18 protein-coding genes are annotated in these 26,790 nt (G+C 53.8%); 11 read left to right on the top strand and 7 right to left on the bottom strand.

The genetic code is table 11. From position 1 onward, the window contains the following. Window positions 1–8 precede the first annotated feature (8 nt). Window positions 9–1,034, bottom strand: coding sequence for a substrate-binding domain-containing protein (locus MKY86_RS03610; protein WP_076081053.1), 1,026 nt, complete (start codon window positions 1,032–1,034; stop codon window positions 9–11). A gap of 117 nt (window positions 1,035–1,151) precedes the next feature. Further along, entirely contained in the window at window positions 1,152–1,928 is a 777-nt protein-coding gene (locus MKY86_RS03615; RefSeq protein WP_076081055.1) for a polysaccharide deacetylase family protein, read from the bottom strand. A gap of 192 nt (window positions 1,929–2,120) precedes the next feature. Here MKY86_RS03615 and MKY86_RS03620 point away from each other — a divergent pair, with 192 nt between their 5' ends. Both MKY86_RS03620 and MKY86_RS03625 read left to right on the top strand, forming a co-directional pair. After that, window positions 2,121–3,530: a deoxyguanosinetriphosphate triphosphohydrolase family protein gene (locus tag MKY86_RS03620; protein WP_076081057.1), complete on the top strand. Its 1,410-nt coding sequence runs from the start codon at window positions 2,121–2,123 to the stop codon at window positions 3,528–3,530. A 207-nt stretch (window positions 3,531–3,737) separates the two neighbouring features. Continuing rightward, window positions 3,738–5,522: a methyl-accepting chemotaxis protein gene (locus MKY86_RS03625; protein WP_076081059.1), complete on the top strand. Its 1,785-nt coding sequence runs from the start codon at window positions 3,738–3,740 to the stop codon at window positions 5,520–5,522. 374 nt (window positions 5,523–5,896) lie between these two features. On the opposite strand, the gene MKY86_RS03630 is transcribed toward MKY86_RS03625, so the two are convergent. Next, complete coding sequence (locus MKY86_RS03630; RefSeq protein ID WP_076081062.1) at window positions 5,897–6,853, bottom strand: D-2-hydroxyacid dehydrogenase; 957 nt, start codon at window positions 6,851–6,853, stop codon at window positions 5,897–5,899. 90 nt (window positions 6,854–6,943) lie between these two features. On the opposite strand from MKY86_RS03630, the gene thpR reads away from it, so the two are divergent. Together thpR and MKY86_RS03640 are read left to right on the top strand one after the other, a co-directional pair. After that, a complete protein-coding gene (gene thpR, locus MKY86_RS03635; protein ID WP_076081064.1) occupies window positions 6,944–7,549 on the top strand; it encodes an RNA 2',3'-cyclic phosphodiesterase in 606 nt (201 codons plus the stop codon). A gap of 83 nt (window positions 7,550–7,632) precedes the next feature. Then, complete coding sequence (locus MKY86_RS03640) at window positions 7,633–8,535, top strand: cell wall hydrolase (protein WP_076081067.1); 903 nt, start codon at window positions 7,633–7,635, stop codon at window positions 8,533–8,535. 186 nt (window positions 8,536–8,721) lie between these two features. Here MKY86_RS03640 and MKY86_RS03645 read toward each other — a convergent pair whose 3' ends face one another. Continuing rightward, window positions 8,722–9,918, bottom strand: a complete 1,197-nt coding sequence (locus tag MKY86_RS03645; protein WP_036723158.1) for a UDP-N-acetylglucosamine--LPS N-acetylglucosamine transferase — start codon at window positions 9,916–9,918, stop codon at window positions 8,722–8,724. Between the two features lie 300 nt (window positions 9,919–10,218). On the opposite strand from MKY86_RS03645, the gene MKY86_RS03650 reads away from it, so the two are divergent. The 5 genes from MKY86_RS03650 (at window position 10,219) to MKY86_RS03670 (ending at window position 21,116) form a co-directional block, all read left to right on the top strand. Next, the gene (locus MKY86_RS03650) at window positions 10,219–10,794 is read left to right on the top strand and encodes a TetR/AcrR family transcriptional regulator (RefSeq protein WP_076081070.1); all 576 of its coding nucleotides are present in this window, start codon (window positions 10,219–10,221) and stop codon (window positions 10,792–10,794) included. Window positions 10,795–11,040: 246 nt separating this feature from the next. Beyond that, window positions 11,041–13,395, top strand: a complete 2,355-nt coding sequence (locus MKY86_RS03655) for a YhgE/Pip domain-containing protein (protein ID WP_076081072.1) — start codon at window positions 11,041–11,043, stop codon at window positions 13,393–13,395. A 375-nt stretch (window positions 13,396–13,770) separates the two neighbouring features. Further along, complete coding sequence (gene gltB, locus MKY86_RS03660) at window positions 13,771–18,366, top strand: glutamate synthase large subunit (RefSeq protein WP_076081074.1); 4,596 nt, start codon at window positions 13,771–13,773, stop codon at window positions 18,364–18,366. A gap of 1,042 nt (window positions 18,367–19,408) precedes the next feature. Beyond that, complete coding sequence (locus tag MKY86_RS03665; RefSeq protein ID WP_076081078.1) at window positions 19,409–20,335, top strand: ABC transporter ATP-binding protein; 927 nt, start codon at window positions 19,409–19,411, stop codon at window positions 20,333–20,335. Beyond that, on the top strand, window positions 20,328–21,116 hold the full coding sequence (locus tag MKY86_RS03670; protein ID WP_076081080.1) for an ABC transporter permease: 789 nt from the start codon (window positions 20,328–20,330) through the stop codon (window positions 21,114–21,116). Before MKY86_RS03665 ends, MKY86_RS03670 begins: the two co-directional genes overlap by 8 nt. Window positions 21,117–21,167: 51 nt before the next feature. On the opposite strand, the gene MKY86_RS03675 is transcribed toward MKY86_RS03670, so the two are convergent. Together MKY86_RS03675 and MKY86_RS03680 are read right to left on the bottom strand one after the other, a co-directional pair. Further along, window positions 21,168–21,617, bottom strand: coding sequence for a polymer-forming cytoskeletal protein (locus MKY86_RS03675; RefSeq protein ID WP_083685409.1), 450 nt, complete (start codon window positions 21,615–21,617; stop codon window positions 21,168–21,170). A gap of 28 nt (window positions 21,618–21,645) precedes the next feature. Next, the gene (locus MKY86_RS03680; protein WP_076081082.1) at window positions 21,646–22,923 is read right to left on the bottom strand and encodes a M23 family metallopeptidase; all 1,278 of its coding nucleotides are present in this window, start codon (window positions 22,921–22,923) and stop codon (window positions 21,646–21,648) included. A gap of 277 nt (window positions 22,924–23,200) precedes the next feature. On the opposite strand from MKY86_RS03680, the gene cls reads away from it, so the two are divergent. Further along, the gene (gene cls / locus MKY86_RS03685) at window positions 23,201–24,631 is read left to right on the top strand and encodes a cardiolipin synthase (protein WP_076081084.1); all 1,431 of its coding nucleotides are present in this window, start codon (window positions 23,201–23,203) and stop codon (window positions 24,629–24,631) included. Window positions 24,632–24,798: 167 nt separating this feature from the next. After that, window positions 24,799–25,707, top strand: a complete 909-nt coding sequence (locus MKY86_RS03690; protein WP_076081086.1) for a YitT family protein — start codon at window positions 24,799–24,801, stop codon at window positions 25,705–25,707. Window positions 25,708–25,881: 174 nt separating this feature from the next. On the opposite strand, the gene ligD is transcribed toward MKY86_RS03690, so the two are convergent. Further along, window positions 25,882–26,778, bottom strand: coding sequence for a non-homologous end-joining DNA ligase (gene ligD / locus MKY86_RS03695; protein WP_076081088.1), 897 nt, complete (start codon window positions 26,776–26,778; stop codon window positions 25,882–25,884). Window positions 26,779–26,790 lie beyond the last annotated feature (12 nt).

Below are 26,790 nucleotides of genomic sequence, written 5' to 3' on the forward strand. Positions count from 1 at the left end.
CTCTGGTTTCAAGTCTCGTAAATAATATTGCCCGTCTCGCTCAGGTCATAGCTGTGAATCGAGCTTAGCTCACTGCGGAAGGCCTCCGAGCGCAGAATATTCAGAATGGCGTTAATCCAGGCTTCATTCTCCGGCTTCTTCACCATGACCAGATCGTAGCGCTCCCGGATCAGCGGAATGAAGTCGATGCCGTCAATGATTCTGGCGGCTTTCTCGGTGCCGATGCCCACATCCGCCCCGCCTCTTGCCACCAGGCTGGCTACTGCCAGATGGCTGTTCTCTTCATTAATGTATCCGTTCAAGCGGGAGGACGGAATTCCATGCAGGCGCAGCTGTTCATCCAGCAGCACCCGGGCGCCGGAGCCGCGCTCACGGTTAATCAGCGTTAGCCCGTCCTGCCGGAGATCCCCCCAACTGCGGATGCCTAGCGGATTGCCCTTCTGAACATAGAAGCCTGCGCTGCGTGTTAGCAGATGCACTACAATATAGGAGAAGCCTACGAGCAGCTTGCGGATATAGGGCAGGTTATATTCGCCGCTATCGCCATCCAGCAGATGGGTACTGACAATATCTGATTCGCCCTGATACATGGCGATGAGGCTGTCCAGACTGCCCGCATAGGAACGGAGCGGGCGGGTGGAGGGCAGGGTCCGCTCCAGATGGGTCGCCAGAATATCAAGTGACATATCCTGCCCGGTAATGACTACATGCACACCGCTGTTCTTCATGCTGTGCGGCGGTGGGGAGGCGAAGGCCTGATAAGGCGCGGCGAACGGGGGGCCCGTCTGCTGCAATGGCTGCACCTGAGGCAATGCAGCTTCAGTCAGCCCGCCCCCGGGCAGGGGATGCGCAGAAGGCCCGCTGTTGCGGGAATTCTGCTTATACCTCTCCAGATCAGAGAGGTCAACCCGCATCTGTTTGCCGACACGGTAAGAGGGGAGCTCGCCCTTTTTAATGAGATCATAGACCTTGAGCTTGGAGATTTTGAGCAGCCGGGCAATTTCCTCGGTTGTATAGGAAGTATTCTCGGTCATGTATTGTACCCTCCTGGGGGATGGACATCGGCAGATTCACAAATAGCCATATTAGGATAGCCTTATTATGCTCAAGACTACCTTATTTTGTGAACCTGTGCAATCCGGGCAGGCCCCCTAATAGGTCATATGCCGGTCTGTCTTCGCCTGCTGCACATCGGATAGCTGAATCAGCTCCGAGACGGTCACAAACCGGAAGCCCTGCTTTTTTAGCTCTGGCAGAATGATTTTCAATGCTTCCTTCGTCTGCGACGGCCCGTGGACATGGTCGTGGAACAGGACAATATCGCCGCTCTTGGCATTGCGGATCACCCGGCTTGAGATGTTCCAGACGCCGGGGCGGTTCCAGTCGCGGGTGTCCTGATGCCAGGACCACAGAACGGGCTTCAGGCCCATGCTGTTGGACACATCGATCAGCGTCTCGTCATACATGCCGCCCGGCGGTCTGAACAGGCTGCTGTGTCTGCCGGATATCTTCATAATTTCCTTCTCCGTCAGCGCAAGCTCCTCCTGAATCTGCTCCCCGGAGATCGGCCTTTTGAAATAGACATGATTATAGGTATGGTTCGCCAGCTCATGTCCTTCATTAATCACGCGTCTGGCGACATCGGGATAAGCGGCGATCCGCTTGCCAATCGCAAAAAATGTGCATTTCGCTTGATACTCATGCAGCACCTCCAGAATGCCGTCCGTCTCCAGGGGGTCCGGGCCGTCATCGAAGGTCAACGCAATCACCTTCTGGCTGGTGCGCACTTCCCAGATCATATCGCCGCGCTCCTCATAGTAGTAGCGGTTTTTTGCCTTGTTCGGACTGCCCAGGGCCAGATCGGAAGGGCTGTGCATCAGCGCCAGTGCGGCAAGAACTGCGGCGGTCAATCGGGTGGCTGTTCTCATGGCTCACAAATTCACTCCACACTTGTTTTTATAAGCGGTTCTTGCTGCTTAAGTCTTAGAATGCTCTATCCCCCTTGGTTGCTATGCATTTATAGCAGCCCGCAGGGCGATTTGCATTTTAGAGTGAAAGTTCCGGCAGAAATGACTTATAATAAGTTACTAAATACAGATCAAGGAATAGGGGCGGCGGAGATGACACTGATTGAACAAAGAGAGCATAGACAATATCCGGAAATCACGAAGCTGGAGACCTCCAGAGCCGCATATGAACGCGACTATTCGCGTCTGATCCATTCGCCGACCTTCCGGCGGCTGCAGGGCAAATCGCAGGTGTTCGGGGCCGGAACCGGGGATTACTACCGGACGCGCCTGACCCACTCGCTGGAGGTGGCGCAGATTGCCCGTGAAGCGGCCAAGAGTCTGCTGCGTTCTTACCCGGAAGTAGAGACAGGAGCGGCGGAGAATCCGGGCCTGGTCATTGATCCCGAGGTAGTGGAATGTGCGGCCATCGCCCATGACTTCGGCCATCCCCCATTTGGGCATAAGGGAGAAGAGGTGCTGGACAACCTGCTGGAGAAGCTGGTTACCCGCAAGACGGTAGAGGCAGTGGCCAAGTCAGGGGCAGGTCCGGTTCAGCAGCAGACGATTCATGAGAGCATGAAGCGCAAATATGAGCATTTTGAAGGCAACGCCCATAACTTCCGCCTGATCATGTTCCTGGAGAAGCGCGAGAATATCGACGGTCTGAACCTCTCGGACGCGGTACTGCTGGGCATTAACAAATATCCTTTTCCCGGGACGGTGCTGAAGAAGGGGATGTATCTGCATGAATGGGAGTATATCCATGAGATCCGCACCCAGTGGGGAATTCCGGCAGGCAAAAAGACGCTGGAAGCGCAGCTGATGGACCTGTGTGACGATATTGCTTATTCGGCGCATGATCTGGAGGACGGCATCAAGGCCGGTAAGATTGAGGTACATGAGCATTTCATGCATGACGACTATATTCAGCGGCTGATTGTGGAGAAGATCACTACGCTTGAGGATGCCTTCTGGTCCGGCTGGAACAAGTCGGCGATCCGCTTCAAGGTGGAGGAGGTGCTGAGTTCATTCCTTCGGATCTGGAAGGAGAAGATGCCTACCTGTGAGAATGACTATTCCCGCACCCGCCGTGAAGTCAAGGCCTATTGGGTCAGTACCTTTGTCGCCAGCCTCGGCGTGATCGGGGACGGGGACTGGAAGAAGGTTACCTTCATTAAGGAAGGCAGGGAGGATGAGGACATGCTGCGGACCGTCAGTGTGCTCAAAAGCTTCGCCTGGGTAACGATGATCCGCGATTTGCGCGTACAGCGCCTCCAGAAACGGAGCGAGTGGATACTGCGGCGGCTGTGGGAGGCGTTCCTTGATCCCGAGACGTCCCGGAGTATTATCCCTTCGGACTGGCTGCAGCGGTTCGAGAAGGATCAGAAGTCGGCCAAGCCGATCTGGACCTGGGAGCATATGGTGACCGATTATATCGCCGGAATGACCGACGCTTTTGCCGAGAAAATCTACAATGAGCTGTACGGGCTGAAGGTCGGTTCGATATACGATCTGGATTAGACCTATCCTATATAGTAGAAACTTTACCTGTCCGCCGTCTGGGCTGGCAGGTAAAACCTTACATCGAGAGAAACATGTTAATTTTTAACCGTCTGCTGCCGACATAGTACATATAACCTATTTTTTTTTGCTTTTTTTATGAAAATAAATGTAATCAGATGGAAATTGGTGGAATCATCCAGAATAATTTCAAGGGGGCACACAGGTGTGGGGATAGGTCAGCGACTGAAGGATCTGTTAGGAAAAGGGAGGAAGGGAGCAGACAAGGAGCAGCAGGCAAGTCTGTTCCGGGGCAGAAAAAGCATCGGCTCCAAGATAGCCTACGGTTATGCGGCTCTGGCTGTATTCGTTATCATCAGCGGCGTGGTTTCGCTCTATCAAATGAACAATATGCAGAAGAACACCGGGAAAGTCATTAATCACATCATTCCCGAGCTGAACAAAATTCACAATGTCAACTATCTTACAGAGCATGTTATGGCACTCAGCCTGCAGCATATCCTGAGCACTGATAACGCGGACAAAAACGCGCTTGCGGAGGAGCGGTCCAAATTCATCGGCAAAGTAGCGGATACTTTTAAGGAATATAAAGCCAATCTGAAAGGAGATCAGGAGCTGAAGCAATTACAGTCGCTCGTCGGAAAATGGGGCGAGTTCCTGACCGTCAACAATCAGGCGATTCTGCTCAGCAGCTCCAATGACGAGAAATTGGCCCTCGAGGTATCAGAGAAGGGGATTGACGCTTTTAATTCCATGCAGGTAGATCTGGATGCGCTGGTGGCGCACAGCCAGAAGGATGCTGAGGATGAGGGCAAAACTTCTGCGAGTATTTTCAATACCGCCGGGAGAATGAATATTGCGACTGTGCTGATTGTCCTGATCGTTATCGGTGTGGTGAACATGTTCGTCCGCAGAACGATCGTCAACCCGCTGAAGAAGGTAACGAAGCAGCTGCAGCAGATCTCAAGCGGGGATCTGACGGCGGAAGAGACGCTGATCCGCAACAAGGACGAGATTGGCCTGCTGGCCAAGACGGTGAATGAAACGAACCGCACGCTGCTGGAAATGGTCAGCCGGATCAGAGATGTATCAAGGATCATTGGGGAGCAGGGCGATGTGTTAATGCATACCATTGCCGATACCAAGGAAGGCAGCAGCCAGATCGCGCTGACGATGGAAGAGCTGGCCACAGCGTCCGGAAGCCAGGCCGAAGCAGCGGTAGATGCCTCCAAGGCGGTGGAGGAGCTGAATACGTTAATTGAGAATTTTGCCGGCAGAGGCACGGATCTCTCCAATCATTCCGAGCAGGTACGGCAAAAGGGTGAAAAGGGCCGGGCGCTCATGGAAAGCTCCGTGGCGCAGATGAACGAGATTGCTGATGCGGTCTCGCAATCCATGGATACCGTAGAAGAGCTGAACCGCAAGAATGAAGGGATCTTCCATCTGGTAGCCTCCATCCGGAGCATCTCGGAGCAGACTCATCTGCTGGCGATCAATGCCGCTATTGAAGCCGCACGGGCCGGTGACAGCGGACGCGGCTTCGCCGTTGTCGCACAGGAAGTACGGAAGCTGTCAGAGGATGTGCAGCAGACGGTCTCGGAGATTACAGAGATTACACAGGGCATCCAGCTTGACTCCAGAACCATGGTAGAGCAGCTGCGCGGCGGGGTAGCCAAGACGGAGCAAGGCAGCCGGCAGATTGTCGAGACCGGTGATGCGCTGGCTGAGATCAACGGCTCGGTCCGCATGATGGCGGTGACAATCGACGAGATGGGCCAGGACCTGCAGCAAATGACCGGTGCCAGCGAGACCATGAACGAGTTCAGCCAGCATATCTCGGCACTCTCCCAGCAATCGGCGGCAGGTGTCGAAGAGACCTCCGCTTCAGCGCATGAGCAGCTCAGCTCAACCACCGCTGTGGCTAACGGCATCGCGGAGCTGAAGCTGCTGCTTGCGGAGCTCCGGGAGTCGGTGACCCGCTTTAAGGTGTGAGGGGGTTAGATTGGACTAAAAGCTTATCAACGGCGATGCCGGCCGTAACTGCGGTGATATTTGGTCTTACGGCCGCTGTTGTTCCCGGATTTCTTGGATTGAACCGCAGTAGCGGTTGAAATCCGGGAACAAAGGCGGACGCTATCGCTCCTGCAGTTCCAAATATCCCCTCCGTTACTCTCATCTAGTTGTGGTAATTTCAAGTTCAATCTATTTAGGGATGGAAGTAAATAAAGAGCCTCTGCTTAGTTCAGCAGAGGCTCTTTATTATGCGTGAATTCGTGAATCACTGAATGAACTGAATTGCTGAAATTAGTTGAAAGAGCTGAACGAGTTGAGCATGTATGCGACATGTGGGTGATGCTGATGGCCCCCTAATACTGGCGGTTATAATCCACCAGGTTGCGCGAAGGCTTGCCGGATTCCAGGTAGGCCTTCATGTTCTCCACGAAGATGTTGACCACCCGGTCGGCATAGCGGTCGGTTACCCCGGCACAGTGAGGGGTGATGATGACCTGCTCCATGCCCCAGAGCGGGTGGTCCTCCGGCAGCGGCTCGGTCTCGAAGACATCGAGGCCCGCACCGGCCAGCTGGCCGCTGTTCAGGGCAGCGATCAGATCGTCCGTTTGCGTGGTGACGCCGCGGCCGATATTAATATAATATGCCCCCTGCTTGCAGGCGGAGAAGACCTCAGCATCGAACAGCCCGCGCGTTTCGTCGGTGAGCGGCAGCGTGTTGACTACGAAGTCTGCTTCGCGGACGGAGTCCTTCAGCTCCCCGGTGGTGAAGATCTGGTCGAAGCCGTCCACCGGTCGCCCGGAGCGGCTGACTCCGACCGTCTTCATATGGAAGGCTTTGGCGATTCTGGCGGTCTCGCTGCCGATCGCGCCAGTTCCGGCGATGACGATTGTCTTGCCAGTCAGCTCGCTCTCCTGCCCGTCCGAGTGCCAGCGGCGGTTCTGCTGGTTACGGATAGCCGTGTGCATATTCCGCGTGAACATTAGCATGAAGCTTAGGATGACAGCAGTAATCGGCTGCGCATGCACGCCGCTGGCGTTCGTCAGCTGAATTTCGCGTTCCTTCAGGGCATCCAGCGGAAGCTTCTCTACTCCGGCGGACCAGGCTTGTACCCAGCGGAGCGGCGAGCCCTGGCGCAGCACAGTGTCCCGGATGCCTTTGCCCCAGCCGATAATAATCTCTGCGCCGGAGAGCAGCTCCAGATCAGGGTTCCTGGAATCTCCAAGGGTAAGGGTGTACTCTGGTGCAGCGGCGCGGATCAGCTCCTGTTGAGCAGAGGACAGCTGCTGCATACAAACGATGGATTTAGTCATGATGGTTCCCTCCTGTTCTACATTTCAGTAGAGAAATAGACGATAAGTATAGATAAGCATAACAAATCTGTCTGGAAAGGTGAAATTCGCATGAGCCATTTGGACCCGGAGCAAGAAGTGGAGCGTCTGTTCGTTGCGGTGCCGTTGCCTGATACGCTGCTTGAATATCTGAAGAATGAGTCTGCCCGTGTGTCGTCCGGACTTAAATTTGCCAGATGGACACATTTCAAAGATTTCCATATTACGCTTCAATTTCTTGGAGATACCCCCAGGGAAAATATTCCACCTCTCTATGAGGCACTCCGGAAGGTTGCGCGTTCAAGTAAAGGCTTTCAGCTGAAGCTCGGCGAATGGGGCACCTTCGGTCTTCCAGACTCGCCAAGAGTGCTCTGGGCCGGGATTTCCGGCGAATTGGAGCCGCTGAAGGAGCTGCAGCAAAAGGTGGTTTCAGCGACCCTTCCCCTAGGCTATACCCCAGAGATGCGAACGTACAATCCCCATTTGACAGTAGCCCGCAAATACCGAGGAGAAGATCCGTTTACGCTGGAGCAGCTGGAAAATTTACGGATAAAGAATCAGCCCCCGGGCGAATTACTTCCAGACATAGGCTGGACGGTAGAGGCTTTTGTGGTGTATGCTACCAGGATGCATGCCATTCCTATGTATGAAATGACTGAAAAATTTACATTTTTCTGAATATAAAATCGACAAGAAAGTTTTCAAAGCTTCCATTTTCGGTTACATACAATAGGAATGTGCCGTAAAATAGGAGGTAAAACATGTTGATTTTCAAACAGAGCCGCTATATTGCGCTGCTGGTTGGTGTAATCCTAGTGTCTTTCTCAGCGATAAGTTTGATGAACCCCGAAGGAACTGCTGCTACCGGGGAGAATGTAATAGAAATGGGTAAGCTGAAGTCTGCAAGCCATCAATCGGTAGAGCAGCTTATTCCGCAAGCCGCATCCGTCCTGCACAGGACAAGCCATTCAGCCGAAATTAGTACACCCATGCTCTACACCACAGCTGCCAAACCGGTCCATACCTGGACCCGCACGGTGAGTGCAGGATGGTTGAGTCCCGAGAAGCTGCAGCACAAGGTTGCGGCTAAGCCGGCTTCCATTCTGACTAAGCCTAAGGTAACTGTGGTGAAAGCATCGCCGCCAGTGGCGCAAGCGCCCAAGATCGCGGCAACGGGGACGAAGAGTGTGAAATCAAGCAAGGCTGTAACTCAGCAACATCCCCCCGCAACATTGTTCTTCTCCCGGACCAAGCTACTACCCAAGGAGCAGCAAGCTGAAGCTACCTGGAGCTACGCCGTATCCGGAGAAGACCTGCATCTGCTGCAAAAAATCGTCATGGCAGAGGCAGAAGGCGAACCGTACAAGGGCAAGGTGGCAGTTGCCAACGTTGTTCTAAACCGGCTGCGGTCAGCCAATTATCCCGACACTATTAGAGAAGTTATTTATCAGAAAAGGCAGTTCAGTCCTGTGGCCAACGGGCGTCTTAAACGCGTGAAGCCAAATGCGGATAGCATTAAGGCTGTGAATGCAGCGCTTATGGGGGTCAAAGAGGTTACGGATGATACCTATTTCTTCCTGTCGCTGACGCTGGCACAGGATCTGACCGTGCATCATTCACGGACATTCGCCAAGACCATCGGCAATCATACCTTTTATAAATAAAAGACCCGCTACACTTCAGACGCCATACGTCTATATTATTACGGCCATATGGTCTTAACGGCAACTGCAGCCAACTTGAGGATATCGCCGGCTTCTCTGTCTTGTCAGCTCCGTACAAAAAGAGCCTCCAAATCCAAGCTTAACGTTGGATTGGAGGCTCTTTGCGGTTCGGGTAGGGGAACCCGCTTAAGGTGTGACATAGACGGCTTCTTCGCTCCGTACTTTGGGCGGAGGGGCGCTCCACGCCTCGGAGAAGACCGCTTCCGCAGCTGGCTTGCCCAGCATCTTAAGAATGGTGGCGGCGCAGTGCTGCGGCTGCTGGAGGTCCGGAGAGGCCTTGCGCTTCTGCGGTCCCCCGAATCCGGCATATTCGCTTAGCAGCATGGAGAACCATTTGTCCACGACGCCCGGATTAAGCATCTCGGCCAGACCCAGCTCGACGAAATACTGGCTGTTCTTCTCTTCCTGGCCGGGGATGGCGTTATAGAACAGCATCGGAATGCCTTTGGCCTGACCTTCAGTGCAGGTCATTCCGCCGGGCTTCGTGATCAGCAGATCCGAGGCATCCATCAGCTTATTGATCTCGCTGCTGTAACCGAGAATCCTTACATTGGGATGGTTCAGCAGGGGGTTGGCCTGCATTTTGGCTATAGCCTTGTCGTTGCTGCCCATACAGAAGATCAGCTGGATCTCATTGATCCGGGCGGTGAGCGAGTTCATAATATCCTTGCCGAACATCAGGCCCCAGCCGCCGCCCATAATAAGCGCAGTCGGGATGTCGGCAAGCCCCAGCTCTTTGCGCAGCTTAGTCTTGCCCTGGGACTCCCAGAATTTCGGATGCACGGGAATCCCGGTCACTGTCACCAGCTCGGAGGGGACGCCGCGCCCCGTAAGAATGGATTTGACCCTTGAGGTCGATACCAGATATCGGTTGGCTTCCGCATTCACCCAGCTGCCGTGGGCATCATAATCTGTAATCAGCGTATAGAACGGTACATCAAGTCCCTGGTGCTTCAGCCTGGAGATGACCGCAGCGGGAATCGGATGCGTGCAGATAATCAGATCCGGCCGCAGCTGTTCAATGACCTGAGAGGCATGGGTATAAAAAATCCGGTGAAGGGCCAGCTTGGTCAACCGGTTCAGTGATTTATGATATTGGGTCTTATACATCATGCCGACCAGCTTCGGCTGGCTGCTGACAGTTTTGCGGTAAGCGGAAAGAATCCAAGGAGCGACCGTAGGATTCAGGAATTTTCCGAGCTCGAAGACCCGGCACTGAACATCGGGATTCAGCAGTCGTATTCCTTCAGCCAGAGCATAGGCTGCCCCTGTATGGCCCGTGCCGAAGCCTTCCGAAAACAGCAGTACTCTTTTCTTTCGCATAAGTTCACCTGCAACTTTCCATTATAGATAGGTTTGTTAGATAGCTTCATTAGTAGTCCGTCTGCGGTTACCGCGTACATGCTTCTCCTAATATTATACTAGGGATTTTGCTTCTTTTCTCACATTATACAAATAAGACGTAAATAGAAAGTTAAAACACTGCAATAAAATAAAAAAATTTAGCAAAAGTATTGCAAAGGCATAGGCAAAGTGGTAAAGTTGGTCTTGACCGAATGACCGGATCAGTAAAATGGTCAAAACGGAAGTGGTAGACGATCCTTCAGGAAAGGGAGTGTATGAATGGCTGTGGTAGATCGAAGGCAGCAGGTGCTGCAGGCGGCGACGAAGTCTTTTTCATTATTCGGATATAAGGCAACAACGATGGACCAGGTCGCTAAGATTGCCAATGTCGGCAAAGGGACGATTTACACCTTTTTTACGAACAAGGAACAGTTATTTGATGAAATCCTGCGGGATGTTATCCTCGAGATGAAAATGATCGCCGAGCGGGAGATTAGGCGCGATAAGCCGTTTTTTGATAATCTGCACCGTGTGTTGGATGCCCTGCTGGAATTTCGGAGCGAACACGAGCTATTCATCAAGCTCTCCCAGGAGAGTCTGGACTTCGGAACGCCGCAGGCTGGTGAAGGACTCGACAAGATCGAGAGTGTGGTGCTTGAATATCTGGAACGGGAGGTGGAGCAGGCCATTCGTCAAGGGGAAATCAAACCCTGCGATCCCCAGATTGTGTCGGTGGTAATGTTCAGGTTATATATCGCGCTTACTGCTGAGCTGAGCAAGGTACATGTGCCGTTGACCAAAGAACAGATCAAGTATTACTTTCATCTGTTTTTGGCAGAGGGGTTGTCACAGTAGAAGTTAAGTCCGGTATAGGGATGGCGTCTCGCATTGCTGCGCTTTCCCTGATTGGAATTGATGGGCTGAGGCGGATGGTGCTGAGTTGGATCGTACTGAACAGGATAGACCCATTTTTTTTGCCTTTGAATGACCAAATGGGGAAAACAGTCATCCGGTGTTACTGTAATATTCACGAAACTATCATTTCACAGCAAGACATCGTATTTTCAAGAGAGAGCATATGATCATAAGGAGAGAACCAGAATGAAATCTTTATCCGTGTTTATGAAGGATCTTGGCGCGGTATTCAAGAATCCCAAGATGCGTATTTCCATGTTCGCCATTCTATTTATTCCTGTTCTGTACAGCGGATTGTTCCTGAAAGCATTCTGGGACCCTTACGGTAAAATGAACGAGCTTCCGGTAGCGGTTGTCAATCAGGATAAGGGTGCTGATTATGAAGGCACCAAGCTGACCGCCGGAGAAGATCTGGTCACGGAGCTGAAGAAGACGGACGGGTTCAAGTGGAATTTCGTCAGCCGGGAGCAGGCGGAAGCCGGGCTTGCGGACAATACCTATTATATGGCGATTGTGGTTCCGGAAGACTTCTCGGCCAAGGCAACTACACTGCTGGATGCGGATCCGCAGCCGGCCAAGATCATCTACGAGCCGAATGAAGGCTACAACTTCCTTGCAGGACAGATTGGCGGCACGGCAGTGAAGGATATCAAGAGCAAGGTATCCGCCAAGATTACGGAAGCTTATACCAGTTCTGTGTTTGATAAAATCACCAAAATCGCAGACGGTCTGGGCGAAGCCGGAGACGGTGCGACCAAGATCGCAGACGGCGCCACCAAGCTGGATGACGGCGCGCTGAAGCTGAAGGACAATCTGGTTGTCCTCACCGAAGGCACCGGCAAGCTGCTGGATGGTGTAGCGCCGCTTACGCAGGGTGTGAGTGATCTGAATAACGGAGCGGCCGCACTCAAAACCGGCAGCAGCACGCTGGCCGGAGGACTGCAGCAGTTATCCGCAGCGCATAAGCAGCTGCAGGATGGGGTGACGCAGTCGGCAGCGGGCAGCAAGCAGCTGAATGCCGGGCTGCAGAAGACGGCAGCCGGAACAGCTTCGTTACAGGCTGGAACACAGTCGGCTGTCGTCGGCACCGAGAAGCTGCAGACAGGCACGAAGGCAGTTGTGGATGGCAGCGCGAAGCTAGCGGCCGGATTATCATCCTCCGCCGAGGGCAGTGCGAAGCTTGAAGCCGGACTTACGGCTTCGAAGGACGGAAGTGCCAAGACAGCAGCCGGAGCTAAGGCTGTGTCTGACGGTCTGCAGGCGCTGGCGAAGTCGAATCCTCAGCTGGCAGCAAGCCCTGAGGTGCAGAAGCTGGTGGCAGCAAGCGCAGCAGTAGCTGCGGGCGCGGCGCAGCTGGACCAGGGCCAGCAGCAGCTCCTTGACGGAGCTGCGGCCCTGAACAGCGGCCAGGAGCAGCTGCTGCAGGGAGCGAATCAGCTGCACAGCGGTTCACAGCAGCTGGATGCAGGTGTGGGTCAGCTGCATGAGGGAGCGCAGAAGCTCTACGCAGGCAGCACACAACTGCTGGATGGCCAGAATCAGCTGGCAGCCGGAGCAGGCGCACTGGAGAACGGCGGCGCGAAGCTGGCCGCAGGCATGAAGCAGTTCGGCGCGAAGCTGGACATCGCAGCAGCGGGCGGCGTGAAGCTGGCAGACGGCGGCAAGGCGCTGGAAGCCGGCACCACGAAGCTGCTGGCTGGAGCAGGCAAGCTGGGCACTGGTCTCAGCTCGGTAGCCGATGGCTCGAAGAAGCTGAGTGACGGAGCGGGGCAGCTGAAGGATGGCCTGGATGAGCTGAAGACAGGCTCCGGTGAGCTGGCAAGCAAGCTGGGCGATGCGGCTTCACAGACCAAATCGGTGAACAAGACCGATGGACTGGTATCTATGTTCGCCCAGCCGGTACAGATCGAAGAAGTGAAGGTTAACAAGGTGCCTAACTACGGCACAGGATTCGCTCCTTACTTCCTGTCCCTCGGATTGTTCGTAGGTGCTCTGATCTGTACGATTGTTATCCCTATGCGTGATTCCGAAGTCATTGGAGCCAGCCGGTTCAACCGGTTCATGAGCCGTACACTTACATTCTCCATGATGAGTGTGCTTCAGGCTCTGCTGGCTGTCCTGATTGTCTTGTATGGTCTGGGACTTGAAGTACAGAATGTACCCTTGTTCTACGCCTTCTCGTTCATTACCAGCCTGGCCTTCATGTGGATGATTCAAGCGATTGTTACTTGGTTGGATCAGCCTGGCCGCTTCGTAGTCATTCTGATTCTGATCTTCCAGTTGACTACAAGCGCAGGAACCTTCCCGCTGGAGCTGATTCCTAACTGGATGAAGATCGTAAGTCCGCTGCTGCCGATGACTTACAGTGTCAAAGGCTTCAAGGCAGTAATCTCTACGGGAGACTTCGGCTCCATGTGGGCCGATGCAGGAACGCTTGGCGCTTATGGAATAATCTTCCTGGCCCTTACCTTCACCTACTTCATGACCCGTGACCGCGGCAATGAAGCAGTACTGAAAAGTGAACAAGTTTTGACTGTATAAAGCAACAACATTCTTTGTAAAACATACGAACCAAAAGCGCCCCTTTACGGGGCGCTTTTGGTTTATTCATAAATATAAATAGCTAAAGGAAGTGCCGTTTTCAGGCCGGGAAAATGATTGAAACGCTTTCAGTGCATAAGCGCTTATTCGTCATTTATGCATAATTATACATTCGACAGTTTTTTTACGCTTTTATTCGCTAAAGCTGCAATGCAAAAGCAAATGTTAATCAAGCTCATAAAAAAGTTTAAATTGCGCTCATGTCAGCTCGATGATAAAATAATAACACCAATTCTGCCTGAATAATTATTAAGATTTTCCGCTGAAAAATTTTCCTGGAATTCCGTCTACTTTATAATAGAGAGGTTGCATGTGATGAGACACACTGAACTGCCCGGCAAACAGGGCCTTTATGATCCCCAGTTCGAAAAAGACGCTTGCGGCATGGGATTTGTCGCGCATATAAAAGGCAAGCCGTCCCATGATATTGTCAGTAATGCACTGACTATGCTCTTCAATATGGAGCATCGGGGAGGCCAGGGAAGCGAGCCGAACTCTGGAGACGGAGCCGGCATTATGCTGCAGATTCCCCACCGTTTCTTTGCCGGCGAAGCTGCGAAGCTGGGCTTTGAGCTTCCGGAGCCGGGCCATTATGGCGTGGGCATGATCTTTCTGTCTCATAACGAGGAGATCCGCGCCCGCCACGAGGCGCTCTTGAGCGAGATTATCGCGGAAGAGGGTCAGCAGGTACTCGGTTACCGCGATGTCCCGACCTTTGACGAAATGCTCGGCAAGACGGCCAAGGCGGCTAAGCCTTATGTACGCCAGGTATTTATCGGCCGCTCGGAGGGAATCAAGGATGACCTGTCCTTCGAACGCAAGCTGTATGTGATCCGCAAACGGGCAGAGCTGGCGATCCGCTACGGCGGGGCAGAAGAGGGCGAATCCTTCTATGTGCCGAGTCTTTCCTGCAAGAAGATTGTATACAAAGGCATGCTCACTACCGTACAGGTAGGACAATTCTATCTGGACCTCCAGGAAGAGACGCTGGAATCAGCGATTGCGCTGGTCCACTCCCGCTTCAGCACCAACACCTTCCCGAGCTGGGAACGTGCCCACCCTTACCGCTTCATGATCCACAACGGTGAAATTAACACCCTTCGCGGCAATGTGAACTGGATGCATGCCCGCCAGTCGCTGTTCAAGAGCGAGAAGTTCGGAGAAGACATCAGCAAAGTTAAGCCGGTGGTGAATCCGGACGGCTCCGATACGGCCATGTTCGATAATACCTTTGAATTCCTCTACCTGAGCGGACGCTCCCTGCCCCATGTGGCGATGATGATGGTTCCTGAGCCTTGGAGCAATCATGACAGCATGGACGAGAAGAAGAAAGCCTTCTATGAATACCACAGCACCCTGATGGAACCGTGGGACGGGCCTGCCGCAATGGGCTTTACCGACGGTGTACAGATCGGGGCCATCCTCGACCGTAACGGCCTGCGTCCTGCGCGTTACTATGTCACCAAAGATGATCTGATTATTCTCTCCTCTGAAGCGGGTGTCCTCGACATTCCGGCAGAAGATGTTCTATACAAAGACCGGCTGAGACCTGGCCGCATGCTGCTCGTGGATACGAAGCAGGGCCGGATTATCTCGGACGAAGAGGTCAAAGCCGAGATCGCCTCCGAGCAGCCTTATCAAGAGTGGCTGGATGAGCATCTGATTGGTCTCGATCAGCTCCCGGATGCACCGGAGCTGCCGAATCCGAAGCATGATAATGTGCAGCAGCTGCAGCAGTCCTTCGGCTATACCTTCGAGGATCTGCGCAAGGTGCTGGAGCCTATGGCCTCCACAGGCGCCGAAGCTGTCGGCTCCATGGGTTACGATTCGCCGCTGGCCGTACTGTCTGACCGTCCGCAGCGCCTGTACAATTACTTCAAGCAGATGTTTGCCCAGGTCACCAACCCGCCGATTGACGCCATCCGTGAAGAACTGGTAACGTCCACAGCGACTACGATCGGACCTGAACGCAACCTGCTGAAGGCAGAACCGGAGAGCTGCCGGCAGATCTCGCTGGATTCTCCAATTCTCTCGAACGAGGATTTCGCCAAAATCCGTCATGTCCGCCGTGCGGGCTTCAAGTCGATGTCCATTCCGATTCTCTTCCCGGCAGAGCTGGGGGCAGAGGGGCTGCGAATCGCGCTTGACCGGATGAATGAGGCGGCAGACCGCGTCATGGGCAAGGGCCATAATATTCTTATTCTGTCCGACCGGGGTGTAGACCGCGAGAATGCGGCAATTCCGGCGCTCCTGGCAGTCTCCAGCCTGCATCACCATCTGATCCGCTCGGGAACCCGTACCAAGGTCAGCATCCTGCTGGAATCCGGCGAACCGCGTGAAGTTCATCATTATGCGCTTCTGCTGGGTTATGGTGTAAGTGCGGTCAATCCTTACCTGGCCTTCGAGAGTCTCGATGACATGATCAGCCAAGGCCTGCTCCGCGGAATCTCGCATGAGAAGGCTGTGAAGAACTATATCAAGGCAGCTACGAAGAGCGTGGTCAAAATTCTGTCCAAAATGGGAATCTCCACGATTCAGTCCTATCGGGGGGCACAGATTTTTGAAGCGGTCGGGCTGAATTCGGAGTTCGTAGACCGTTACTTCACTTGGACACCTTCGCGTATCGGCGGAATTGGCCTGGAGGAAGTGGCTCAAGAAGCACTTGCCAGCCATAACCGCGCCTTCACCGACAAAGACGGCAACGATATGGTGCTGGATTCCGGCGGTGAATACCAGTGGCGCAGTGACGGGGAAGAGCATCTGTTCAACCCGCAGACCATTCATCTGCTTCAGCACTCCGTGCGCAGCGGTGATTATGAGATGTATAAGAAGTATGCAGCGCTCGTTCAGGGCGAAAGCGAGAAGCACCAGACGCTGCGCTCGATGCTGCAGTTCAAGAGCGTAGGTGCTCCGGTATCGCTGGATGAGGTAGAATCGGTTGAATCGATCATGAAACGCTTCAAGACCGGTGCCATGTCCTTCGGCTCGATCAGCAAGGAAGCACATGAGACGCTGGCTATTGCCATGAACCGTATCGGCGGCAAGAGCAACACCGGGGAAGGCGGAGAAGATCCGGCGCGCTTCCTTACGGACGCTAACGGCGATTCCCGCCGCAGTGCGATCAAGCAGGTGGCTTCGGGACGGTTCGGCGTTACCTCGAACTATCTGGTGAACGCCGACGAGATTCAGATCAAGATGGCGCAGGGCGCCAAGCCGGGTGAAGGCGGACAGCTTCCGGGCCGCAAGGTGTACCCTTGGGTGGCGGAGGTCCGCGGTTCAACGGCAGGCGTGGGACTGATCTCGCCGCCGCCGCATCACGATATCTATTCGATTGAGGATCTGGCAGAGTTGATCTATGATCTCAAGAATGCCAATCCGCGCGCTGCCATCAACGTGAAGCTCGTCTCTGAAGTCGGCGTCGGCACCATTGCCGCAGGTGTGGCGAAGGGCCGCGCTGATATTATCCTGATCAGCGGTTATGATGGGGGGACCGGCGCTTCGCCGATGAACTCCATCCGTCATGCCGGACTGCCTTGGGAGCTCGGCCTGGCGGAGACCCACCAGACGCTGATGCTGAACAATCTGCGCGACCGTGTCGTGCTGGAGACAGACGGCAAGATGCTCAGCGGGCGCGACCTCGCGGTAGCCGTTCTGCTGGGTGCTGAAGAATACGGCTTTGCTACTGCACCTCTAGTAGCCGTAGGCTGCATCATGATGCGTGTATGCCAGATGGACACTTGTCCGGTGGGCGTAGCTACCCAGAACCCTGAGCTTCGCAAGAACTTCATGGGTGATCCGCAGCATGTGGTGAACTTCATGACCTTCGTGGCACAGGATCTGCGCGAGATTATGGCAGAGCTGGGCTTCCGGACAATTGAAGAGATGGTCGGCCGTACCGATTGCCTGGATGCGGTTAAGGCATCCACACACTGGAAGAAGAAGGGCGTTGATCTGAGCAGCCTGCTGCACATTCCGGCTATGCCGGAAGGAAGCACACGCTTCCGCAGCAAGTTCCAGAACCACGGTCTGGAAGAGACCCTGGATATGACCCATCTGCTGGATATTGCTGCACCGGCGCTGGAATCCGGCACGGCAGTGGAAGCTTCCCTGCCGATCACGAACGTGAACCGTGCCGTGGGTACGATTCTCGGCAGTGAGCTGACGCGCAAATACGGCGCAGCCGGATTGCCGGACGATACGATCCGCCTGCACTTCACGGGATCGGCGGGACAGAGTCTGGGCGCCTTCGTGCCGAAGGGCATCACCATTACCGTTGAAGGCGACTCGAATGACTATGTCGGCAAAGGGCTGTCCGGAGGCAAGCTGATTATCCGGCCTTCGCGCAAGGCTACCTTCGCGGCAGAAGAGAATATCATCATCGGAAATACGGCGCTGTACGGAGCAACCGGCGGCGAAGCTTATGTGAGCGGTATTGCCGGTGAACGGTTCGCCGTCCGCAACTCCGGGGCGAATGTAGTCGTTGAAGGCGTGGGCGACCACGGCTGCGAATACATGACCGGCGGCCGTGTGGTTGTACTGGGTACAACAGGCCGTAACTTTGCAGCAGGGATGTCGGGCGGTATCGCTTATGTATACGATCCTGACAACACCTTCATCAAACGCTGTAACCTGGAGATGGTGCTGCTGGAGCGTGTAGAGGAAGCGGACGAAATCGCTGAACTGCATGCTATGATCAGCCGCCATACCCAGCATACAGACAGTAATGCGGGCCGGGCAATTCTGGATTCATGGGATGAGGCCCTGCCGAGATTTGCCCGTGTCATTCCGAAGGATTACAAACGGATGCTGGAGCAGATCCGCAAGGTGGAGAGCAGCGGTTTGACCGGTGAAGCTGCACTGATGGCTGCTTTTGAAGCGAATATGCGTGAGCTTGCGCGTGTTGGCGGTTAAGATTCAATATTCAACTGAATAAGCAATTTGCTCCGGCATTGCCGGAGCGTGTCGCTAATCTGGAGGCCGTATCTTTCCATTATGGAAAGAACGGCCTCTCTTGATCTTCTCTCTTTAGGAAATTATGGTATCGTCTGAAGGTGATAAAGTATGCTTATCGTTGTGGATAATAAATGCAGCTTAATCCATCCGCAGGATGCTGGCGCGAGGGTGCACGGGCCAATGTATGCGAAAAACCGCATACATTGTGCTGGCGCGAGGGTGAACGGGGGAAATGTATGTCAAAAACAGCATACATAGTACTCGTACGCAGGCGCATGTCCCGAATGTATGTGAAAAACAGCATACATTGTGCTGGCGCGAGGGTGAACGGAGCAAATGTATGCGAAATACAGTACACATTCGGTACACGGGGCCCGTGCTGGTTCATTGTAATCGGTTTTTCGATTACATTTCGCTCATACGCCCCGTGCTGGCCCAATGTAATCGGTTTTTCGATTACATTCCGCCCTCGCGCCCCGTGCTGGTCCATTGTAATCGATTTTTCGATTACATTCTTCCCATCCGCCCCGCGCTGGCCCAATGTAATCGATTTTTCGATTACATTTCGCTCATACGCCCCGCGCTGGTCCATTGTAATCGGTTTTTCGATTACATTCCTCCCATCCGCCCCGCGCTGGCCCAATGTAATCGGTTTTCCGATTACATACCGCCCTCGCGCCCCACGCTGGCCGATTATTGTGCTCGCACGCAGGCGCATGGCCCGAATGTATGCGAAAAACAGCATACATTGTTCTATCCCGTTCACCCGTTAGGGTGATTTTGTGCCAAGCCGTTTCCACTGGCTTTCCCTGCATATCTTCCCTAATTTCAGGGAAAAGGGAAGGTGTGGTAAAATATATAAATGGTTGAAACGGGTTTTGGATATAACAATAAAGTGTAAGTAACGGAGGGGAAGTCCAAACCTTTCCCGCAGTTGCGATGGACACTTTAATTTAATCTGTACCCGTTTCACACCAAACCGACGAAAGGAAGTGAAGTTATGCCGAATACGGCAGAAGTGGTGAAGCCTGTAGCCAGCCTGATGGGGGTTACCAAAAGAATAGGCTCCAAAACGCTGATCAGCGACTTGACACTCGACATTCCACCCGGGCAAATCTTCGGATTCCTCGGGCCGAACGGAGCCGGTAAAACCACTACCATCCGTATGATGGTAGGACTGATCTCCATTAGCCGCGGGGATATCCTGATCTGCGGACGAAGCATCAAAGACCATTTTGAAGAGGCCATAGCCAATGTGGGTGCCATCGTAGAGAATCCTGAAATGTACAAGTTCCTAACCGGATACCAGAATCTTCGCCAGTATGCCCGTATGGTGCCCGGCGTGACCAAAGAACGCATCAATGAAGTAGTGGAGCTGGTCGGCCTCAGTCAGCGGATCAATGACCGGGTCAAGACCTATTCCTTAGGGATGCGCCAGAGGCTGGGGGTGGCCCAGGCTCTGCTGCACCGGCCGAAGCTGCTGATTCTGGATGAGCCAACCAACGGACTGGACCCGCAGGGTATCCGCGAGCTGCGTGATTATCTGCGCAAGCTGTGTCAGAGCGAGGGGACAACCGTGTTTGTCTCCAGTCACCTGCTGTCGGAGATGGAGCTGATGTGCGATAGTGTGGCGATTATCCAGAACGGCCGGCTGATCGATGTGAAGCAGCTTAAGACTGTCGGAGATGCAGCGGTACCGGTAAGCCAGACGTTCTTCGAGGTAGATAACCCTGAGGCTGCACTGGCGCAGATCGGCCAAGGTGTAATCATGGAAGGCGGATTAGCTGTAGATGCGGTGCGGGAGGAGATTGCTGAGCTGAATGCCAAGCTGGTAGCTGCCGGGATTAAGGTCTACAGCATCAAGGCGATGTCCCGTTCGCTTGAAGATCAATTCTTGGAAATTACAGGAGGTGAAGGCATTGGGTGAGTTCGCTTCTCTCATACATAATGAGAATATCAAAATATTCAGACGTCTGCGGACATGGATTATGCTGGTTCTTCTGGCACTGATGAGCGCGCTGTTTCCGGCGCTGGTTCACTTCACCACGAATGGCAGCGATGTAGTCGGGTTATGGGACAGCTTCCGGACCACCGTAGCCATCGCATTTTTCCTGAATACCATCTTCACAGCCTTAGTGGCTGCCGACTCCGTGGCGGGCGAATTCACCTGGGGAACGATTAAGCTGCTGCTGATCCGCCCTTGGAGCCGGTCCAAAATTTTGCTCTCGAAATATATTTCGCTGGTCATCTTCAGCCTTGTCAGCACGGGCGTGCTGATCCTGTTCGGCTATGGCTCCGCCTTCATTTTCTCTTCCGGGGCTGCAGGAATTACGGGGGACACGGTGATGGGCTGGGGGCAGGGAGAATATGTCTTCATGCTGATTCTGTGCAGTTACATTGAGCTGTTCCTGACAGCAGCCATTGCCTTCATGATCTCCAGCGTATTCCGTTCCAGCGGCCTTGCGATTGTGCTGTCGCTGTCGATCATGTTCACCAAGGATATCTTTATCGCCATCTTCAACCCCGATCGGTATGAGTGGGCTAACTATCTGATTTTTGCCCATATGAATCTTAGTAATTATGTGGTGTCGGATACCGGTCCCGGGGGAGCGACGCTGGGGTTCGCGATTGCCGTCCTGGCTGTGTATTATGTGGTATTCATGGCGGTATCATGGATTGTGTTCCGTAAAAGGGATGTAGCAGCGTAAGTAGCAAGATAGGGCTGGCTAGTGTAACCGTACAAGCTGAGAGCTTACGGCTCATGCGCCCTCCAGCTTACTCTGCTTGCTCTCTCTGCGCTTGCCTGCAGTCTTCTTGGTATTGACCGTTTGCAGCCCGCCCGCTGTCTCAGGGGCGGGCTGTTCGGTCATGGCCACAGCCCCGTTCAGCAGGCTGCCTTCCGTAATGCTCAGGGAACCGGCGGCAATGTTACCATGCAGCTGTCCTGTTCCGGTGAGAATGAGCTTCCGCTGGGCGGTTACGTCTCCATAGACCTTGCCGGCGATAATGATCTCCTGCGCCTCAATGCTGGAGTGGACGGTGCCTTGTTCACCAACCGTCACTGTACCCTCACACAGAATCTCCCCGCTGAAATTCCCTTCAATCCGCAGATTCGTATCGCAATGCACTTTCCCCTCAAGCGTGCCGCCATGTCCGATCAGCGAGTCGGTTGACTTGGGTGAAGCACCCGGTTGACGTCTGTTCCACATTCCAGCATTCCTCCTTATATTCTTAATATTATGAAGGCTTAACATAGTTGAGCGGATTCACCGGCTTGTTCTGCTTCACGACCTGAAAATGCAGATGGGGGCCCGTGCTGCGCCCGGTGCTGCCCAGCATGCCGATCTGCTCCCCTTTGCCGACCCGCTCACCGGGAGAGACAGTCATTTGGTTCAAATGCATGTACCAGGTCTCCAGTCCATTGTCATGCTTGATTATGATGTATTTGCCCCGGGCTCCCATTTGTTCTGCAGAGGTAACTACGCCGCCCAGTGCCGCGTATACTGCATCTCCGATATTTCCGGCAATATCAATCCCGGAATGATAAGCAGAGACGCCCTTGAAAGGATCGGAGCGGTAACCGAAGCTGGAGGTAATGACCTTTGAGCCGGTAGGCCACATCACGGCCCGTGCCAGCCGGGCTTGCTTCTCCTGGGCTTGTTTTGCCTGAAACTCCGCTCTTGTCTTGTGTGCCTTCTCGGCCTGTGTAATCGTGCTTGAGATACTGCTGATCATCTCATCCATTATGCTGTGGATCTCCTCGAAGTCGTCCTTTGTCTCCTCAACCAGCCGCTGCGGATCATTCTCGTAGACGGCGACATATTCACCGCCGACCTGCGGATTGGCAGGCAGGATCAGTGCTGTAGCAGCAGCCCTGATCCGGAAGTTGACGGCAGGCGATACGGTTGCAGAGAGAGCTTCCGGCTGTTCCCGGATGAACGGGCCGGCGCTTAACCGGCTGACCTTGCCATAGCTTCCGGCGGCTGCGGTTCCTGCTCCGGTATCAGGCAAATCTGCCACTACCGGCTGGCTGCCTTTGAAGGAAGCTGCTGAGGTTGACGTATCCGCGCTGTAGGTCTTGGAGCCAGCATTTTCAGTGCGGATAGCCGCACTAGAACCGCTACCGGCAGCAGAAGAGGTGGTTTCTTTGTTGATCAGTGATTGCAGCTGCTCTTCCAGCTCAGTCACACTCTTCAGCTTGTCTTTAATGCTCTCCGCTTCCTCCGAGAGCTCGCTTACCTGGCCGCGCAGCTGCTGCAATGCCTGATCCTTATCGGCAACCTTCAGCTCCATGCGGATATTGGTCAGCGATAAGGCGGCCGCTTCGGCCTCCAGCTCTGCGATGGACCGGGAGGCATGGATATGCATGGAGGTGACCAGACTGGAGAGGGACAGCGCGGCCGCGGCAGGCAGCGCCAGAGCGAAGGGCTTTGACATCTGCAGCTGCTTCACAGGCCGTCCGGCCTCACGCATAACGAGCAGCGTAATCTTTTCCTGACTTGGCTGACTCTTCATAACGTCTCCTTACTGCGGCCATGGCAGCCGCTGGGTATGAATTGACTGAAACAATCTGTCGGGGTGCAGGGGGCTTATCCGATTCGTCCTACTACTCTATGTATTCCATAACTAAGGTGAACATGACAACGGTTTACTTGAATAAAGAAGGAGAGTTAAGGCAAAACCTGTAGTAAGAGCAGGCTTCCGCCGCCGCCGATTTCTCATGAAAGTTAGCAGGCGCCGTCTATGCCCGCAGAGATAGTAATAGTTCATTCAGTTGATCAGGAGGCCCGGAATGAGGATATTTGCCGTAATCTTATGCCTTTTTATTGTGCAGCTTGCCATTATTACCGCTTCCGAATTCCGCCGTCCGCAGCGGGCGCTTGCCTGGATATGTATTACCTTCTGTTGCCCGCCGCTGGGTCTGCTGTTCTACTATTTCCTGGGGCGCGATTACTGGCAGAGCCGCAAGCTCGTGAACCGGTGTGTCTCCCTGCTGCGGGAAATCCGTATTCATGTTGCCGGCAAGATTCATAAGGTCAAGCAGGCGGAGGATACCGGCAACCCCGGATTTGAACACCGCTCTGAGCTGCTGCACCTGTTCTCTGAACTGGCGGACAGTCCGGTTACAAGCCACAACCGGTGTGAAGTGCTGTCCAGCGCACAGGCAGCGTATAAGTCCATGCTGGAGGTGATGGAAGGTGCGCAGGAGCATATCCACATGGAATTTTATATTTTCCGGGAGGACGGGATCGGCAAGCAGTTCCAGGAGCTGATGATCCGCAAGGTACGCCAGGGGGTGAGGGTGCGCCTGCTGTGCGATGGCCTGGGAAGCCATAAACTAAGCCGGGGCTTTGTGAATACACTGAAGAACGCGGGGGTGCAGGTTTATTTTTTTCTGCCGCCGCTGACTGCACTGCCGGACCGCCGGTTCAACTACCGTAATCACCGGAAGATCCTGGTGGTGGACGGACTGACCGGATTCACCGGAGGCATGAACATCGGCGATGATTATCTGGGCAAAAATCCGGAAATGGGGTACTGGCGGGATACGCATCTGCGACTTGAAGGGGATGCCGTCTATCATCTGCAGTATGTGTTTCTCAAGGACTGGCGGCTGGCGGCCGGTGAAGCTCTCAGCCATCCGCGCTTCTTTCCGGATCATGACTGTAGCGGAAGGGAAGCCGTGCAGATTGTCGCCAGCGGTCCCGATGCGGGCATAGATGCCACCCAGGAGATGTATTTTGCTTCCATCTGTGCCGCGAGGCAACGTATCTGGATGACCTCACCATACTTCATCCCCGACCCCGCGATTTGCAGGGCGCTGAAGAATGCAGTCCTTAGCGGTGTGGACGTAAGGATTATTATCCCGGCGAAGCCGGATAACAAGCTGGTCTATTATGCCACGCTGGCGTATCTGGAGAATCTGCAGGACGCCGGCGTGAAATTTTACCGCTATACCAGAGGGTTCATGCATGCCAAGGTAATGATTATCGACAGTCTGCTGGCCACCGTCGGCAGTGCCAATCTGGACATGCGCAGCTTCTATTCCAACTTCGAGCTGACGGCGGTGCTGTTCCGTCCGGAGACAATTACAGAGCTGGCTGAGGACTTCAGCAGAGATCTGGAGCAGAGTGAATTCATTGATCCGAAAAAGTTCCGGGAGCGCAGCCGTAATGTCAAACGCATAGAAAGTCTGTGTCAGCTCTTATCTCCGCTATTATGACAGAAAAGATGGCCGAATCATCGATTATCGAAGGTTATATCAATTTACATGCGTTATTTGACTTTCTTTTATGATATAATGGAAATATAAGAAGAACAGGGGAGAAGGCACGACTGTACGTTCGCTTTCGTAAGCTTCTTAGATATACTATTTATAGGGGGAGTTCTATGACTGTAAGCCAACATATCTTTACGAGTGAAGAACAGAAGAAGCCGGAGAAGTCTGGAGTGTTCAAGACGGCAAGACTGGCCCAGCGGATTGTGATGATTGTCATCGGAGCGGCCATGATGTCTGTTGCCCTTGAAATTTTTCTTGTTCCCAATAAGTTGATTGATGGCGGAATCACCGGTATTTCCATTATGTTGTCCCATATTTTCAATATACCGCTCGGTATTCTATTGACCCTGCTTAACCTGCCGTTCCTGGTTATCGGGTATAAGCAGATCGGTAAGACATTTGCCTTATCTACTCTATTTGCTGTAATTGTAATGTCCATCGGTACCCAGTTGCTCCATCCTGTTCATCCCATTACGGTTGAGCCGCTGCTCGCAGCAGTATTCGGAGGGGTAATTCTCGGCGTTGGGGTCGGGCTCGTTGTCCGTTACGGCGGATCGCTAGATGGTACTGAGATTGTAGCCATTCTTGTATCCAAGAGGCTTCCGTTCTCTGTAGGGGAAGTCGTTATGTTCTTCAACCTGTTCATCCTGTCCGGCGCAGGCTTTGTGTTCGGCTGGAATAATGCGATGTTCTCGCTCATTGCGTATTACATTGCTTTCAAACTGATCGATATTACACTTGAAGGTCTGGACCAGTCTAAGTCGGTATGGATTATCAGTGATAAATTCCGTGATATCGGCGAAGCTCTGACGGAGCGTCTGGGACGCGGAGTGACTTATCTTGATGGTGAGGGCGGATTCTCCGGCGATAACAAGAAAGTGATTTTTGTTGTCATTACCCGTCTGGAAGAAGCGAAGCTGAAGTCTATCGTAGAAGATTGGGATTCTGACGCGTTCATCGCGATCGGCAATATCCATGATGTTAAGGGCGGCCGCTTCAAGAAAAAAGCAATTCATTAGCATTAGCGTAACCGGTTCAGCCGGAACGCTTCGAAGGAAGGTATATTTACGAACGACAGAGTAACCCATACGGCGGTCCTGACTTGTTGCGCCGTATGCCCATATATAATAATACCTTCCGTCCTGATTCTGGACGTCAGATAAGCCCGCAGCCTGAGAATGGCATTTGCGGGCTTATTGCTGTCCTGAGGGCAGCTTGGCAATAATCGCTTCGACCGGCTGAGGAGGAACCTTGGCAATCAGATCTCCTAACCGGCTGAGACGCTCCTCTATATTCAGCAGGTTGAAATCTGTAGGCTTGACGCCCCGTTCAACCTCCTCCCACAAGAGGGGAGTGGAGACAGTAGCCAGCGGCCGGGCGCGCGGGGTGTAAGGGGCAGCGAGCGTTTTGCCGCCGTAATGCTGGAGATAATCGAAGTATATTTTGTCCCCGCGATGCTTCTTCAGGCGCTCCAGGGTGAAGAGATCGGGCCGCTTCTCGGTAACATAACGGCCTACGAAATGCCCGATCTTGCGCAGCTCATCGAAGGTCACCCCCGGCTTAACCGGAACAATGATCTGCACTCCCGTGGCTCCCGAGGTTTTGGGAACGGAGTCCAGTCCGAGCGATCTCAGCACCTCCCCTACCACAGCAGCAGCTTCCATAATCCGCGGTTCGACCTCAAGCGAAGGGTCCAGATCAATCATCCATTCGCAGGGCAGCGTACTGCCGGCATAATGGAGGGACGGATGGAATTCGAGCGCAGCCAGATTGCCCAGCCAGAGCAGCTCCGGCAGGCCCTGCAGCACAATGTAGGTGATATTGTCCTGCACCGCCGTGCGGACGAATTCCGGCAGCGGCTCCGGGGCGTTCTTTTGATAGAAGGACATCCCGGGAACGCCATGGGGATAGCGGATCACCGTGAGCAGCCGGTCTTTGCAATAGCGCAGCAGGTAGGGCGAGAGGGCCGCCAGCTTTTGCAGATAGATCTGCTTGGTGATGCCCATCTCGGGCCAGAGCGGTTTGTCGGGATTGGTGATGCTGATTTCATGTCCATCGATAGTTATGGTGCCTTTGATGGCTGCCGGCATCGGGCCCCCCCC

The sequence above is a fragment of the Paenibacillus sp. FSL R7-0333 genome, assembly GCF_038000365.1.
GTDB lineage: Bacteria > Bacillota > Bacilli > Paenibacillales > Paenibacillaceae > Paenibacillus_AQ > Paenibacillus_AQ silagei.

Bases quoted from the DNA above. Each gene is read 5' to 3' on its own strand.
- MKY86_RS03610 (WP_076081053.1), bottom strand. From the start codon at position 1,034: ATGACCGAGAATACTTCCTATACAACCGAGGAAATTGCCCGGCTGCTC.
- MKY86_RS03615 (WP_076081055.1), bottom strand. From the start codon at position 1,928: ATGAGAACAGCCACCCGATTGACCGCCGCAGTTCTTGCCGCACTGGCG.
- MKY86_RS03620 (WP_076081057.1), top strand. From the start codon at position 2,121: ATGACACTGATTGAACAAAGAGAGCATAGACAATATCCGGAAATCACG.
- MKY86_RS03630 (WP_076081062.1), bottom strand. From the start codon at position 6,853: ATGACTAAATCCATCGTTTGTATGCAGCAGCTGTCCTCTGCTCAACAG.
- thpR (WP_076081064.1), top strand. From the start codon at position 6,944: ATGAGCCATTTGGACCCGGAGCAAGAAGTGGAGCGTCTGTTCGTTGCG.
- MKY86_RS03640 (WP_076081067.1), top strand. From the start codon at position 7,633: ATGTTGATTTTCAAACAGAGCCGCTATATTGCGCTGCTGGTTGGTGTA.
- MKY86_RS03645 (WP_036723158.1), bottom strand. From the start codon at position 9,918: ATGCGAAAGAAAAGAGTACTGCTGTTTTCGGAAGGCTTCGGCACGGGC.
- MKY86_RS03650 (WP_076081070.1), top strand. From the start codon at position 10,219: ATGGCTGTGGTAGATCGAAGGCAGCAGGTGCTGCAGGCGGCGACGAAG.
- MKY86_RS03655 (WP_076081072.1), top strand. From the start codon at position 11,041: ATGAAATCTTTATCCGTGTTTATGAAGGATCTTGGCGCGGTATTCAAG.
- gltB (WP_076081074.1), top strand. From the start codon at position 13,771: ATGAGACACACTGAACTGCCCGGCAAACAGGGCCTTTATGATCCCCAG.
- MKY86_RS03665 (WP_076081078.1), top strand. From the start codon at position 19,409: ATGCCGAATACGGCAGAAGTGGTGAAGCCTGTAGCCAGCCTGATGGGG.
- MKY86_RS03675 (WP_083685409.1), bottom strand. From the start codon at position 21,617: ATGTGGAACAGACGTCAACCGGGTGCTTCACCCAAGTCAACCGACTCG.
- MKY86_RS03680 (WP_076081082.1), bottom strand. From the start codon at position 22,923: ATGAAGAGTCAGCCAAGTCAGGAAAAGATTACGCTGCTCGTTATGCGT.
- cls (WP_076081084.1), top strand. From the start codon at position 23,201: ATGAGGATATTTGCCGTAATCTTATGCCTTTTTATTGTGCAGCTTGCC.
- MKY86_RS03690 (WP_076081086.1), top strand. From the start codon at position 24,799: ATGACTGTAAGCCAACATATCTTTACGAGTGAAGAACAGAAGAAGCCG.
- ligD (WP_076081088.1), bottom strand. From the start codon at position 26,778: ATGCCGGCAGCCATCAAAGGCACCATAACTATCGATGGACATGAAATC.